Origin of the sequence: Bradyrhizobium sp. UFLA01-814 (genome assembly GCF_046718885.1) — a bacterium.
Lineage (GTDB): Bacteria > Pseudomonadota > Alphaproteobacteria > Rhizobiales > Xanthobacteraceae > Bradyrhizobium > Bradyrhizobium elkanii.
This window is the reverse complement of record NZ_JAQOSR010000001.1, coordinates 59,606-75,350: the sequence shown is the minus strand read 5'-3', so window position 1 is coordinate 75,350 and position 15,745 is coordinate 59,606. Positions and strand designations below refer to the sequence as shown.

Annotated in this window: 5 protein-coding genes; 3 read left to right on the top strand and 2 right to left on the bottom strand. The window is 61.2% G+C overall.

The window, feature by feature from the left end; genetic code table 11:
• Positions 1 to 385 precede the first annotated feature (385 nt).
• Positions 386 to 1,429 carry an agmatine/peptidylarginine deiminase gene (locus PMN64_RS00285; protein ID WP_411779167.1) on the bottom strand — a complete coding sequence of 348 codons (1,044 nt, stop codon included), beginning with the start codon at positions 1,427 to 1,429 and terminating at the stop codon, positions 386 to 388.
• Positions 1,360 to 2,028 (bottom strand): DNA-3-methyladenine glycosylase, encoded by a 669-nt coding sequence (locus tag PMN64_RS00280; RefSeq protein WP_411779166.1) that lies wholly within the window; start codon positions 2,026 to 2,028, stop codon positions 1,360 to 1,362. Before PMN64_RS00280 ends, PMN64_RS00285 begins: the two co-directional genes overlap by 70 nt.
• A gap of 208 nt (positions 2,029 to 2,236) precedes the next feature.
• Here PMN64_RS00280 and PMN64_RS00275 point away from each other — a divergent pair, with 208 nt between their 5' ends.
• The 3 genes from PMN64_RS00275 to PMN64_RS00265 all read left to right on the top strand — a co-directional run bounded on the left by PMN64_RS00275 (position 2,237) and on the right by PMN64_RS00265 (position 15,743).
• Positions 2,237 to 2,392 carry a hypothetical protein gene (locus PMN64_RS00275; protein WP_411779164.1) on the top strand — a complete coding sequence of 52 codons (156 nt, stop codon included), beginning with the start codon at positions 2,237 to 2,239 and terminating at the stop codon, positions 2,390 to 2,392.
• A 209-nt stretch (positions 2,393 to 2,601) separates the two neighbouring features.
• Positions 2,602 to 3,543 (top strand): hypothetical protein, encoded by a 942-nt coding sequence (locus PMN64_RS00270; protein WP_411779163.1) that lies wholly within the window; start codon positions 2,602 to 2,604, stop codon positions 3,541 to 3,543.
• Positions 3,544 to 4,115: 572 nt separating this feature from the next.
• Positions 4,116 to 15,743 carry a hypothetical protein gene (locus PMN64_RS00265; protein ID WP_411779161.1) on the top strand — a complete coding sequence of 3,876 codons (11,628 nt, stop codon included), beginning with the start codon at positions 4,116 to 4,118 and terminating at the stop codon, positions 15,741 to 15,743.
• The last annotated feature ends 2 nt before the right edge of the window (positions 15,744 to 15,745 follow it).

Here is a 15,745-nt window from a genome sequence, read left to right as displayed (position 1 = left end):
GACTGCGCGAGCAAGAGTCACCGCGACCGTCGCTTCGAGATTCGACATAGCAGGAGACTGCCAGGATTCAGAGAGGGAACATGGGTCAAGAGGCCCTTAGTCTATTGAGATGTCGGTCGCCCTGATTGCGCGCGGAAGGCACTCGCGCATCGCAGCACGTTCTGGTCCGATCAGCTTGAGTATCCGTCGCGACCGGGCGGTACGCCGCCGCTGGCTGCTGGGACGACTTCGCCAAAGATAGACCGGCAGGAGTTCGAAAACGCCGCCCGGGATCTGATCGGGCCGCAGGGACGGCCTGGCAATCCTGCGCGAGATCGTGGCGCAGGGCCCCGCGTAATCGGGATTCTTTGCGGGACGCCGACGCGGAGTCGGCACCGATTTGCTCTCATGACGGCATCGGCTGCGTCAGGCAGCGTATACCGCCGCCACCGCGCAGGATGGCATTGATATCGAGCATGCGGATCTCGCGGTCCGGGAAGAACTCGCGCAACTGGCTCTCTGCGCGGGGGTCCTCGTGCTCGTCGCCGAAGCGCGCGGTCAGCACGCTATTCCGTGTGACAAAGAAGTTCAGGTAGGTGCCGGCGAACTGCGCCGAAGCGACTTCGAAGCAGCTTTCGCGCGGACGACCGAACGGTCTCAGGGCTCGGAGTCGACCTTCTTCGACGGCCTGACGCAGGACCGCGAGGTCGCGGCCGCGCGTTCGCCGTCCATGGCCGCGGCCGGCGGCTTCGACGAGGAGGCTGCGATCGGGCAAGAACGCCATGTAGCCGTCCGGATGTCCGGTCGTAATCGGCTCCCGACGGTCGCCGTCGAGCCAGAGGACAGTGTGAATTCCGATGCGGCCGAAGGATCGTGTAATGGCGGCCTCGTCGAGATGCGGATTGCGCGAGAACAGACAGCTCCGGGTCGCCACAGCAAGACCCGCGCCGTCGGTGATGAAGGCGCCGCCCTCGCCGACGAACGGCACTCCGACAACTGGCACGCCGAAGTCGTGGGTGCGCGCCAGACGGTCGCCCGGCCGCACGTTGCGCGAGCCGTCCCAGCCGTTGAAGTTGAGGTCGATGGCGACAGTGTCGCCGCCGCGCTTGGCGAACACCGGCGCGATGTCGCGCATCCAGACATCGTCGACGGGCGCCGACACGACCTCGACCTCGGGGCCGAAGCTGCGCAGTCTGGCGGCGCCGACGAGGTCCGGCGGCACCAGCAGCGTCACCGGCTCGTCCTCCGCGATGGCGCGGACCACCCTCTCAAGCTCGCGCTCGACCCTCTCGCGGTCGCCGCCCCACTCCCGGTGGATCGCCCATGCCAAGATCGTGCGCGCATGCGGCTCGAAGTCGGCCGGGATGCGGATGTTCGCGCTCACTTCGGATCCTTCGGCGGAAATTTCTTGGCGAGCCATGCCTGGTGATCGGGATGGCCCCAGCGCCACGGAAGCTCCCTGTCCTGGGTGACGCCCACGCGCTCTCCGTTGAGCAGGTTCGTCACGGGCTCCACGGGACGGAGCAGACGGAAGGGGCGCTTCAGAAGCGAGGCGCCATCGAGCTCGGGATAGATTCCGAGACCCTCGGCCAGCTTGCAGGGAGCGTTGCAAAGCTTCTTCTCGTAGCCCGGCTTGCGCTGCTTGATGGACATGTCGGCGCCCTTAGGCAGGCTGCGGCGCTCGGCCATGATGTCGATGCCCGCTACGGGAAGGCCGGCCCGGACCAGAACGGTGCTTCCTGCACCTCCCTCTCCGCAGACGATGTCCATGGCCCACATGTCGCGGTAGCCATGAATGCGCACGGTCCCGTGCGGCGTCAGGTTCGTGGCCCCGCGGTTGCGTCGCGACCGGTTCTCGGGATGGAGGTGAGAGGCTCGGTCGCTTCCTCCTCCGTACGCCTCGACGTCGATCAGCATGATCGCAGTCTCGGCGCCATGGTTGTCGTGGTGCAGCACGCATCCGATCAGGCGCGGCGCCACCAGGGCGGCGGGAGGCGCGAGAAAAGCCTCGTCAACCTCGGCGTACTTCTTTCCAAAATATTCGGTCATCGAAAATTCATTTCCTTGCAAGCGACCTCGCGCGGATGCGCGAAGTCGATGCGACGGACCCTATGTTGCGCTTCCCGAAGGGTCAAATAACTCTCATAAATCAGCTATTTGTATATATTCTGGAGTTCCTGGATCTCGAGATCCGGTTTCCGCAGGACGACAGATTCGGATAGCCTCGTTGCGCTCACCATGATCAGGCGAGTCTGCGATGGTCACCGAGCTGAAGTCGAAGGCGCCAAGAAAAGCGACGCGGCGGCGCAAGCCGCCGGAGGAATTCGTCGACTACATCGTCGAGATCGACGACTGGGATTGCCGCCCTTCGGCGTGCGCGGTCGCTGCCTCGCTCAGGCGTAGGCCTACGTGATGGACGGTCACGGCCTTGGTTGCCAAGACCTCGAAAGGGCTCGTGTCGACCTTTCGAACTGCTCCCGAGTATGCAGTCGCTGGTTGGTCCGCCGCGCCACCGCCCGCAAGCCGATTGGAGTCATTTGCGTAGGTTCTTCCAAGGTCGGCTCTTGCGGTGAAGGAACCGGAGGCGGTAGTCTCAAATAGGATTTGACGACCGGGGATTGCGTGTTTCAACGCCTGTTCATCTGGCCGCTATTCGCGGCGATAATGGGATTCGCATTGGGCGGCAGCGTGTTTTGGGGACTATATGGTCCGAACGCGGCGTTACGTCATGCAACTCAAAGCGCAGAGGATCACGCCACCAGCAACGAAGCCCGATCCACGAAGGAAGAGACCGCCTCAATGTTCGACTCTTCACCTGAGGCCGCTGATTTTTGGTTCAATTTTTTCAATGGAACGCTTGTACTTGGGGCATTCCTCGTTGCAATCGGGACAGCCGGCGCGATCAAAACAGGCACCGTCAAGGAGAAGTTTGCAGATGTGCGAATTTCGATCAACGAGGCTGCGACCAAGCAGGCTGTCGCCGCTTCAGACATCGCTCATCAGGAAACGGCTAAGTCGAACGAAAGAATTGCGGAACTTGCTGTTCAAGGAGATCGATTACGAAAAGATGCGGAAGACGCAAAGGCGCGAACGAAACAAGCAGAGTTGGAGCTCGAACGATTGCGTCAACGGATGAGCCAACGACATCTCGACGCAGAGATGTTTTCGAAGCTCATTTACGACTCACCGAAAGGCGTAGTTGAAGTGCGCTATTTGGCTGACAACGCTGAAGCTTATTCTTTGGCGAATGAGATCTACAAAAGCCTTTTGGAAGCATCGTGGTCTGCCAAACTTCCCGCGCCTGTTCGTTCGCCAAAAGTCGTCCCTTCGAATGACCCTTTGCATCCTCCAATTTGGTATAATGGTGTGACTGTAATTTCAAAAAAAATATCAATCCAAGATGTTCCTAATTCATCTCATTTTGAAGACTTACCGAAGTCGTCGGCGGCCGGCGCGCTAACCCGAGCGCTCATGCATTCCGTCGGTGGCGGAGTAGTTTACGCTCAGGACGATGCAACTTTTGCGGAAGACAAGCTCGTTGTTGTCGTAGCCGCGAAGCCTTAAGCCATGAACGGCCGGAGATCGCGATCCCGTATCGAAGATTGGTTTTCTAGCCAATTAGGTCATCCATTATATCCGCCGATCATTCTGCTGTCTAAGGTTCTTAGCTAAGCACAGAACCGAAAATCCACAACTGCTGCTCCAACGTCGCTACCAGCAGAACGGCTTTGCGCAAGCGCTAATCAGCCACGTCAAGCAGCGAATATTCGACCCAATACCGAACATGGCGCTCGGCGACGCATCTGCAGGAATGGCCAAGCTACCTAGCTTCGTGCTTCCAGAAACCGCTGCACGATGAAAGCGGTGACGGGATGGCTGGAATAATTGACCTTCGGCAGCGGCTGCGCAGGCGTGCCCGCGCTAAGGGCTGGTAGCGCAAGGAGTTATCAGAGGCGCGACGGGCTAGTCGAGGCTGGACTGATAAAGTCGATGACGGTTCTTAATTTGCTTGGGTGCGCCAATGGACCGGGTTGACAGGCTCGTACATTGGCATTCTACTCTTAGTTGTTACGGGGTGGAATTTTCTGGCATCCCGACAGATATATTTGAGCTGGGCACATTTTCCCGGGGGCGGGATGATGAAGATTTTTGTGCACACCAATGGTGTGACTTCAGCTTGGTTCGAAGCCGACGAAACCCGCGCGCCTTTTCAGGCGAAATCGTTCAAGGTCAAGTTCGGCCCGCAGCCCGATATGCAGGGCACATTCTTTCTCGGCAAACCGCTGACCATAAACGGAGCCGCAATTGCCGACGATGGCGCCGATAAACGCCTCCTCACCTGGAAGGAGGCTGTCGAGGCGGCGAGCGGTGAAGCTCAACGCATTGCCGCCCTGGAACTCAACCGGCTACACGACGAACTGAGCAAGCTCGCCATCAAAGCCGACGGAAGCACCCAGCAAGGGGAAGTGGCCAGCTTTATCGGTATTGTCGGGATTGCCGGCGCCGCGACCACGTTTCACCTCGAGATAAACCCCGCAGGCTTGCTTGCGGGTGTCGAGGCAGACGAACCGGTGTTTCGCGCTCGCGCGGAGGCGCTCTTTTCGGCCGGCTTTGTGTCGCCCTTCGCAGTCGCCGGTGCCGACGCCGTGGTGCGGATCGAGGTCGAACTGACGCGGGGCGATATCCTTCAGGTATTGCCGAGCATCGATGTGCCCGCATTGCCGCATCTTGGCCTTAGCTTTCCTCACGTCCCGCTGCCGAACTGGTCGTTGAAGGGGGTGCATCTACCCAACATCGATTTGTCCTTCCTGCGCATTCCGCTGCAGACCCAGCTCAAAATCAAGGTCGACTTTAATCCGAAGCCTGCGATCGATTTCGATGTTGCCAACGGCAAGCTGACTCTTGCTACCACGCCATCCACGGCAACCGTTACATTCGGGGCCAAGGACATTCTGGTTGCCGAAAACGTTGCCTTAAGCGTCAATGGCAGTCAGGTTTCGGTCGCTACGTCAAAAATCAGCGTGGCCACGCAAAGCCAGACTATCGATACCATCGACTTGAAGGAAACGCTGCCGGGACCGTTTGTGGTGGTCTTGTCCGGGGTGACCGTGGACGTGGTCGTGTCCGGGCCTCTTGGCGGTCCGCTGGAGGTTCTTCTAACGCTCGATATCAAACGCGCGGTCGTAAGCGCGCGAACCGACCCAAACCTCGTCCTTGCCGTGTCTTCCAAAATCGAGCTGAAATATGCCGGCAACGAGCTCATGCCGAGACTCCTCAGGCTAAACGTAGTCGAGCCCTACCCCATCAATCTCGCTCTGTTTGCTGCGCACGTCATCGACGAGCAGGCGCGTCGGCTGCTGGCGCTGATCCACAAAATCGAAGTACCGAAGATCGACGCGCCGGGAACGCCGGACTTTCCCAGCATGGATGGATTTCTGGCCGTGCTGCGGCGTATCGGCGCGCTGGCGGCCGCGGCCGCAACCTGGCTGGCGCAGCAAGGCGCCGCGGGCGTCCGCGCCCTTGCGGGCCTCGCCGAGGCTGCATTCAAACTGATCTCCGAGATAATCTCGACATTGGCTGAAGCCATCGCGGGAGCCGGCCGGGCCGTCGCTAAACACATTATCGTCGAGGTTCGTCTCGACCTCATCCACTGGCGCGTGGTCCAGATCGTGGTCACACCGAGCGATCCCGACGTCGGTTCGGCACCGTTCAAACGCGAATTTCTCGGCTTCCGTCTTGAAATCCCGTTCGAGCTTACTCCGGCCCTGGTCTGCGATCTCGAAAGGGGCTGGCTCGCGCTCGTGCTCCAGCAAGGAGCCGGCAGCAAATCGGCGACGCTCTCAACCGATCTCTGGCTCGGCCACGAGTCGGCCCCGAGCGAGCCGGTATCGGGAGTGCCCGGCAAGAACGGCGCGCCGAATCCGCCACTGCTTGGACTGACTGTTACGCCGAAGGATCCTTCCGTCGCGGTCGCATTGGTCGTGATCGACAATGGCCGGGCCAGGTTCTTCCAAGAACTGAAGACGGAAGACCGCACGACGCAGACGATTCCTGCCCCGGGTGGTGGAGTAGTCGTTCCTATCGGCCATCTTCTGTTGGCGGCGCGCTGGTCCTCGATCGGACCGCTCGCCGCCTCCAGCTTCGATATCGTTCCCGCGGTCGATACGAACCGTATCCTGTCGCTATTCCGCTCGCCGAAGGCGGAAGCCGCGTCGTCTGACGATCCTCTGAAGCAGTTCAGTCAGCATATCCGCATCACCAGCAGCAAACAAGCCACGGTTGCGCCGCCGAAGATCGCGATCCCGCTCGACGTTGAAATCAAAATATCCGACAGCGCCATCGATACCCAGCTTAACCTGGACATCGATCTCAACTCTCTTTCGATGCAAATCGCAGGCGGTCGCTTCGACATCGAAATCGGGAAAAAGAATACGTTTGATCTTCTCGGCCTGAGCGGAAAATTCATCAAGAAAGACAAGCCAGACGAAGATCCTCCCCCGAATTTCAAGCCGCTATTCCTCGATCTCAGCGACGGCGATCCCCGACTAGGACTGAACGACGGCGCAGCAATCGTGCTGTCCTACGACAAGCTCTCGACCAGCGGCAGCAGTCTCGGTTTCGAAGTAGACCAGTTCATCGTATCGCGCGACGGCATCGATCTCAGCGCCCAAGTCCAGTCAAATCCGGTGACACTTGCCGGCGTCGACATGCCGTTCCGCTTCGACAAGGGGCAACTTTCGATCAAGCGCAGCCAGATCCAGACCTTCGCGCTCACCGGCCACGGCAACCTGCCGCCGACGCTGGTCGGCGAAGCCAAGGCATCGATCGAGCTCAACTTCGCACAGGATAACGGCAGGCTGAGTCTTCAAGCGGCGAAGGCGGTCCTTGACAAGAGCGCCGATCCGCTGCGTTGCGAGGGAACACAGTTCACCATCACGGTCACCAAGCTCGGCTTGAAATTCGTCCAGCAGGGCCAGTACCATTTCTACTTCACGCTGACCGGCTCGGCCGAATTCAGGCCTAGCAGCAGCGCCTTCGCCGACGGCCTGCTCAAGAATCTATCCGCATTGCGGATCGTGCTCGATGAAGCTCCGCTGGCGTCCGATCCGCGGGTGCTGCTGAATCACATCGAGTTCCAGGTCACGGTTGAACCGCCGAAGCGGTCGACCTTCTTCGACCTGTTCTCGTTCGAACTGCGAGGCGTCGGCTTCCATCCCTCGGCTTCCGAATTCGGAGGTTCGCCGGCGTTCTCGATCTCGGGCCAGGTCAATTTCACCGACTTCGGCGATATCGTGACGCCGCGGTTCGATTTTCACAAGCTCTGGATCGCCCCACCCGAATCCGGCAAGGGGCTTCCCCGCGTGCGGTTCGACGGTCTCGGCGTCGGCCTGTCGCTCGGTTCGATGGCCGAGGCTTCGGGAACGGCGATCGCGGTCGATGGCAAGCTGCCGACACTGTTCGCGCCCGACGTATTGCCGGCCAATGTGACCGCCAAAGGATTTCTCGCTTCCGGCTCGCTGCGGATCCAGGGGTGGGCGTCGATGTCGGCGTCGATGGGATTCCTTCAGCTCGAAAAGAAGGATGTGGCGGAGAAGCGCCCCGCCTTCTTCCTCTACGTTCAGCGCAACGACATGTCGGAGAAGATCCCGACTCCGATCGGTACCATCTTCCTGCGCGAAGTCGGCTTCGGATTCGGCTACCGCTATACGCTCGCCGGAATCGCGGCCGCCGAAAAGGCCGAGACACCGCGCGAACTCGTAAAGATTCTCGACGAAGTCTCGAAGTATGCGGGCAACCTGGACGACGTGAAAGCGTGGTGGCCGACCTATGACAATGCCGCGATAACGCTGGCTTTGCGCGGCATGTTCTCGCTGACTTCGGTGTCGACAACATCGAAATACAATGAGGAAGGCGAAAAGAACCTTCCAAATCTCGCGCTGTTCGACATCGTCGTCGCGCTCCGGACCGATCTGACCTTCCTGATGAATCTGCGGGTCTGGATCGCCTACAATTACGCCGATTGGCGCGAGGGCCGGCGTACCCATGCCGGCTGGACCTCCAACCCAAGCCTGACCGGCTACCTCTATCTGTCGGTACCGCGGCGCGAATTCCTGGCGCGCGCCGTGTATAACCCGGGCGCCGAAATCGGCGACCATCCCAAGTTGCCCGACGAACTCAAAGCGGCGATGAAGGCCGTGCGTTGGTCTTCCACGATGTACATACGGCCCGGCCTTTTCCATATGGAATATGGCTGGCCGTACGAACTGGGATTCTCGGTCGGCAAGCCCAACGGAAACTTCTTCCTCTCGGTCGAGGGAGGCACCGTGCTGCGGTTCGAGGATAACGCCATACTCTACGGTCTGGCGTTTCGAGCCCGTGGCTTCGCCGCGTTCTCCTACGACACGGGCGGCAGCTTCGGCGCCGCGATCACGGCCCGCGCGGATTTCGCGCTGGGCGCGAAGCTGATCGCATACTTGTCGGCTAACATCTCGGACTCGATGTTCTACGGCGTCATCACGCTCGACCTGACGCTCGAATTCTCGGTGCGGATGTGGCTGCGGACGAAATGGTTCAGCCTCTCCTGCGGCTTCTCGCGCTCCATCACCATCCATATCGGCGTCGAATTGCTAATCCAGCCGTCCGGACTTGCCGCACAGATCGAGGCTTCGGTCGCAGTCGGAGCGTTCGGGCGTACCTTGTCACTCGGAATCGGGTTCACGCTGGGAAGCGCCGGCCAGCTTACCGAGGCGAGAGCCCGGGTGGAACGCTTCCTTGCACTGGGTCTCGCCTCGACCTATCCAAACCCAGAAGCCGGCGTGCCGGTATCCCGCCCGACCCCGCTACCCGAGCCATCGCGCGCCGAAAATGCCGGTAAATCCGACCGCCGCGTCGACGAGGACGTTGACCGCCGGGAAGCAAGCGCCAGTCCGCAAGATTCAGAGCAGGACGATGAAATCGTTGGCGTCGGATTCGGTGAGGTTTCGTATTGGGCCCTGCTGATTCCGATCCTCGCCCCGAAAGGCTCATCCAAGGAAGATTATTATCTCGTCCAGCTTATTCCGCGCGACAACTATCCGTTGGATGAGCACGACAGCGACAAGCGCAGCCACTTCTACGCTGCTCCCCTGACCGACGAAACGGAGACCACACCTACCTACGTGATCCGGGGTATCGACAGGGACGAGATCCTGGGGAATGCGAAGAGCGACATCAACAACCCATTGGATATCTTTACCGACTGGGATGCGAAGTTCGGGCTGAACGTCGACAGCACGGGCAACGGGAATGGCACTTCGCGGCCAACCCTCAAACAGGCCTTCCAGGCCGGCTGTTTCATGGCTGCGGGCGAAATAGGCGGCATCCACTATGACGCAACCGACATCGAATCGGTTCCTTGGGAAGTAGAGCCATACGCCCTGCCCGACGATCCCGAAGCCGCCAACATCATGCTCGCCGCCGCGGCGCGCTCGCGCGCGGATTGCGGCTCACGCTTCAAGAGGATGCAGCAGGTCGAGGAAGCACGTTCCTGCTTCATCGCGACTGTCGCCGAATCCGCGCAGCAGATGGCGGGGCTATTCACCTTCGTGAAGGACAAACCGACGTTGGAGAACGCCGCCGAAGAATATATCGCCGGCAAGCTGGAATTCGACCCCAGAGCGCTCGGGCTTACCTTCGTCTTAACGGGAAAGCGCGTCGACGACCTGTTCCCCGGCCGGACGCCGCAGGACAAGGTACCGGCCGCTTCGAGGGATTTCACCGTCCACACGCGCGTGCCTCGCGAGCCCGGCCCGTCGATCGATCCACCGCCACCTGCCGTTCTGCTGTTCAATCCTCCTGAACGCATGTTCCGCAGTATGTCTCCCGCGCTGAACGAAGTCGGCATCAAACCCACAGCGACCGGCGTAAAGGTGAGCTGGGATCTCGAACCCGCTTGGTCGCACTCCACGACGCCCTACAGCGACCCGGAATTCCATCTGAAGCATTATCGCATCGAGCGGCGCATCACGGCGCTCGGCGCGTTGCCGTCCAAAACTGCGCGGCCGGGAGTTGTCCAGCTAACAGTCAAGTCGGGTGATCACATCGCGATTATCGTGCTCAAGGGCGAGGACGGAAAACCAGTGCTCGACCCGAGCGGCAAGATCCAACTGCGCAAGCGGCGGCTCAGGACGCGATTGCAATTCGTCGACGACCTCAAGGACGTCGACCCCGCCATCCGAGGCGCCTTGCTGCCGCCCGCGCTGTCCAGCGAAAAGATCGACAAGACCGTAGTCGTTACCGACGATACCCGCATCTCATATGCGATCGTTGCCGTCGACTGCGCCGGTACGTCGGGGTCGCTCGATACCCTGCACTCCGCGACCGTACCGAAGCCGGAGGCTGCCGAGAAGGGCTTGCTCAAGGCCATCGCGCGCTTCCGCTATCCGGACATGCCGCCATTGCAGAAGGCCCCGACGCCAACGCCGGACAAGTTCCTTGAACTTACGGTCGAGGAGGAAGAGGACGAGTCCAGCGCGAACAAATCGACCACCGACGAGTCCGTACCTCCCAAGCTCAGACCCGCTACCGACTACATTCTTCGCGTCAGGACGGAGCGCACCATAGCCGTAGGGCAGTTTGGCGCAGATGCGTTGTCGCAGGCGCGCAACGAGCCGCCAGTGCCGGATCGCGCGGCAAGTGATCCCGGGCAGCACGAGACGGATATAACGCTGCACAAGGACGTCACGCCAGGTCGGCCCGTCAGGATCACGAGGATCGCGCGCCGCATCAGGACGCAAACCACGCCGGGCCAGTTGCCAGAGCCGGAAACAGTTACGAAGGACTACTTCGTTTCCAACGCAGAATGGACCACACTGCTGACGACACTCGAGGTCCAACCGCAAGGTCCAGATGATGTCGCGCGCGTTCGCGCGGCCCGCCTTTATTTGCGGCCAAAGCCGTCGGCGACGAAGAAGGAGCTCGATCCGGAATGGTCCGCGATCCAGCTCCAGCTATGGATAGGCGGCGAGGAAGAGCCCGCGATCAATACCACGATCGAACGGTTCGAGCATCCGGTCGACGTCAAGTTCGAGCCGTTCAAATCGCAATACATCTTCCCGTCGAGCGGCCGCCTGCACCTCTGGTATCCCCTGGTCAGTGCGACATTCGACGATTTCGTCGGCAAAGAGGACGCGGCCGAGACCGCCCGGCTGCTGTGCGACGGCGATCAAAGGACCGGCGTGAAGCTTGCCTGGACGGCGCGACCGGACAAGGTTGTGCTCCAGGGCAACGACCAGTTCGCCGCGACCGACCTGCATACGCTGATCGCTGGCTACGATCTCTTCTCGCTGGATGCGACCGCGGTGCCACACAACGACGACGGCGCCGCGACGCCGCTGCGGCTAGTAACATCGATCGGAAGGGTGCTGCGGCTGCCGGCGCGGGACCGAGGCCAGGAGCCCTCGGAGACCGGCGATTTCGCACGGGTCGGGGTACTTTATCCTAGCGAGACACAACGGCTGACCGATACGGCCCTCGACCGCAGGTTCGGCAAACGCAGGACGACCTGGTATTCGCCTGCCGAATCCTTCCTGATCTGGCCGAAACGTCCGGTACGCCGTTCGTTGCTGACGATGCCTGAGGAAAACGACGTCGCGGCACTGTTCCGGCACCAGCGCCCTGCCAGCATCCTGGTCCAATGGGAGACGTCGCCCGCGAGCATGCCGAGCACGTTCGGATTTGCGTCGGAGGATCCGAAACATCCGAGTGCGCCGAGGCCGCTCGAGGAGAACAAGCTGTCGGGACGCTACCTCAAGAACGCAAATGAAGGCGACCCGTTGACGATCGATCAGGTCCGGCGGCTGCTGCGGGGCCTCGTGTTGGTCGGCGATCTTAGCGCAAGCGACACAACCGCCGACGCGACCCCCGACACATTCGCCAATCTTGCTCTGAAACTGACGCCGTACGACAAGACTGGGAAACCGTCCAGAGACACCAAAAACAAGGAACTCTCGATAACCATCAAGGTCTCGCTTGCGCCGTCGCTGCATCCGATCATCGCCGACGTACTGGATGTGCTCCAGTATGACCTCGAGACGACGCCGTCATTCCGCCGCTACGAGCCGGTGCTGGAATCGGCGCCACCGCTCAACGCGGAAAAGCTCTCCGCTTACCTCGATGAGACCGTCACGGACCGAGATCCGGCCGGCTGGGGTATCCTGCGCACGCTCGGTCTCGCTGCCGCACTTCGTCTCTACGACGTGGAGAGCGGCCATTTCCTGACATCGGACAAGGCTCTCCCTCTGCTCAAGGACGCATTGAACCTGGTACTGCCGCGTTATGCGAATGCGCCGAATGCGAGAGGCGCCCCCTTCGTCGACGTCATGTTCACGACCGACGGCCTCGCCGAACTGGTGTCGCATCACGGCGCGGCACCCGCATCCGGCCGAACCGATGCCGTGAAAGCGCTGCGCGACGACGAGGCGCTTGCCCTGGTGCAGATCGAACTGCGGCCTACCGTGCAGCCGCTTCAGGAAGCCGAAGCGAAACTGCCTCCGCCCCTGCGTCGCCGTCGTATCCGGTACGCCACCCTCAAACTCAAAGCAGCGATGGAGGTCGTGACGCTGCGTTCGGCGACAACAGGGGAACGGATAGCAATCGAAATCGAGCCGCTTGTACCGACCGACGGGTCCAGCCAGCGACGCGTCTTGATGGTGCAAGGCTGGGGCGACAAGAAGGAATTTCCGATCGGCGGAGAGCCGGTCAGCAACGCGCTACTGTTGAAGACCGCCGGCAAGAAACAAAACGACGAACTGGCCTATGTCCGCTTCGTTGCACTGGACGATAGCGCCGACCTGACAGACGAATTCTTGAAGGCTTTGAAGCTGTCGGACGATGCGACGATCGATCCGACGACCGAAACGGCAACCGAACACGACGGCCCGTGGGGCCGTTTCGCTAGTATTCCCGACACCTGGCTCGCAGCGATACTGTTCGGCGACGGAATTGAGTCGACTAATATCGACCCAGATCCTGACAGGTCAGCGCCTATCAACACGATCGCTACACTGTTGCGGATATTGGGCCGTTTCCCCAACAAGGCCGGCTCGATGAAGATTCCGGAGACCGCATCGAAGCGATTGGAACTGGTTGCCCGGATCGGACCGTGGACGCGGCGCTTTATGGAGCAAGGTCCGGCACGGCGCCCGGACGGCCGGGCCGGTCTTGCGTTCGCGATGTTGACGCGGCCCAACCCTTGGCGACTGGCTCCGGACCACGACGGGCGGCTCTCGGTCACGCTGTTGGAAACCGACCGCTGGGGCAAGGCGCGCAAATACGCCGTGCGGCCGTTCGGACGCTACGAAAATCTTGCGCAGGCGGTGGAGACACAGCAACAAGCCGCCGTGGCAAAGGCGGGTGGGCCTGCGAAGACGTCCGTCGCCGTACAGAACTTCGAGGCTTCGCTGCCCGGAAATATGACGAAAGCGAAGATCTCGGATGCGCTGCGGCAGTATTTTGCGGATGCTGTCGTGGAGCGCACCGAGCCGCTGGCTGCGCCCGTAATTCTGGCCACGCGTCGAAACGACAGGGTCGACAGGAATGGCGTCATGCGGCCCGGCGAGTCGGTCCAGATCATCGTGTCACGCCATCCCGAAGAAATCCTGTCCGATGCCAATATCCGCGTCGACGCCGGGCTTTCCATGCGTCATGTCGCCGTCGGCTTCTGGCGTGAATTTTCGGCGCCGAAATGGGCCGACCTTGTAACCGCTGCGGCGTCGAGTCCGATCGATATCGACCTGCTCGAAGCGTTCGGACCTTTCAGGCAACCCCGGCACGACTATCGGCGCTTGCCCCTTCCCAAAGGCCTCTCCATCATCAAGGAGGCCATGCGCGAGCGGTTCGGCGAGATTTCCGTCGACGATGTCGACATCGATCTGCTCCGGGAAATGTACCAACGCCATCCTGATCTGTGGCGAGGCGCCTACGTGCTAAATATGACGGCAATGCCTTATGGCTTCCGGCTGCATGCCACGGCGCATGTCGCCGCCGGCGTCGTGGTCTCGCCGTCGAGCGTCGCCACGGTCGATGAGTCCGGATATCAACTTGTCCTGCCGTGGAAGCAGAAGGGCGGCGAAGTCGGACCATGGCAAGACAGGAAGGTAGCGCCTGCGCCTTCGTGGTCCATCGCGCGGCCCGTCAAAGAGGATCTACCGGTCAAGGTCGTGGTCGAGTGGCCTTTGGTCCGCATTGTCGATGGATTGTTCGATGAGTCCCGCAAAATCTGGCTCGGCGATGAAGAAGCTCCAAATCTCTACCGGCTGCCCGATCCCGCGGTCAGCTACAGGATGTCGATAGAGACCGATGATGGTCAGGTGCGCGTCGGCGAGGTCGAAATCGGTGCATTGACCAACGATCCCGACAACAAGGCAGTCAAACGCAACGCGCTCTACCTTACCCAATTAATCGGCTCCCGCTTTGTCAGCCCTGAACTCGAAGCGACCCTGACCGTACAGCCGGAGCTTCCGCTCCTGCCACCGTATACGCACTATGCCGCGAGGTTGAACCTGCCGGTCAGGGGAGAACCCACGGACCTCAATGGCAAGAATGTAAAGCCGCTACTGGAAAATTTCGCGCCGGCCGCCCTGCCACCGATGCTGGTTCCGGCCGACCTGCACTTGATCCCGGCGGATACCACCCTGTGGGGCGAGATCGGCCCGGAGCCGGGTGTGAACGGCGCCGGCGGCATGCTGGCGTTGACTTTGACGCCGCCGCAAGGCGTCGCCGATCCCGTTCCACCGCCTGCCCCGCAATGGACGGCTTTCCGGAACAATGTTCAGGTCTTCGTCGATGCGATCCAGGCCTACGCGGACGGATCCGGCTCGGAACGCTTGAAGCAAATCGCAAAACAGATCGTTGCTACCGTCCGCCCCTATGCGGTCGACAGGGTCGCGATCTGGCCGGGACCGAAGAGCGGGAACTTCGCCCTACCCAAAACACTCGACGTGCGCTGGCTTGCCGGGCTTCCGGCAGAAGGGTTCGCGGACATCGCCGTCGGCGCGCCGGCGAGCTGGTTCTGGCCCGCCGATCCGGAGATCGCGGCGACCAACGGGACTGCACGTGCCGCAATCACAACGTTGCTCGATGCGGCCATCGCAGCGGCGGGCGGCAATGCAAATCGCGTCGATGCACTCAAGGCACTGAAAACCTCGGTCTTAAATGCGATGCGTGCCCGCGCGATCTCACGGCGGCGGTCGCTCGACGACGTCCCGAAGCACAATCTTCTGCCTGTCCGCAGCGACGAGGTTCCGGCTGCCGCTGATATCGATCTCAACGAGCTTAGGAAGCTCAAGCCAGACAGCCCCGTTGATTTTCTAGCGATGGTCCATCTGAAAGCGGACGCCGCCCGCACGATCGGGGATATCGAAGCCGCCTTCACCACGCTGGAAAACACGCCTGGCGCGGCCGATACGCTGGCTGGCCTCACGACCATGATGACCCAACCTGCCGCAGCGGCCGACATTTCGATGCGCTGGTCGTGCCGCCTGTCCGCCGAGCCGGAACTCAACAAGCTTAATCCCGACTCCGGCCCCGTCATCGTAACCATGATCCTGGTAAAGCCAGCCACCCTGGCGGAGACCGCGGCGCTCAGCACAGCGAGTAAAGACCTGCCGAAGCTTGCGGACGCCCTAACCCGAACGATGGTGTTCGGGCCTCGCCGTCACCTGGTGCTTCAAGCGTTCCACGGACTCGCAGCTCCGCAAGAAGACGTAGTCCAGAGGGGTCGTTAGCC

What these genes read in the sequence shown, in the direction of transcription:
- PMN64_RS00275 (WP_411779164.1), top strand. Translation starts at nt 2,237, where the DNA reads ATGGTCACCGAGCTGAAGTCGAAGGCGCCAAGAAAAGCGACGCGGCGG.
- PMN64_RS00280 (WP_411779166.1), bottom strand. Translation starts at nt 2,028, where the DNA reads ATGACCGAATATTTTGGAAAGAAGTACGCCGAGGTTGACGAGGCTTTT.
- PMN64_RS00265 (WP_411779161.1), top strand. Translation starts at nt 4,116, where the DNA reads ATGATGAAGATTTTTGTGCACACCAATGGTGTGACTTCAGCTTGGTTC.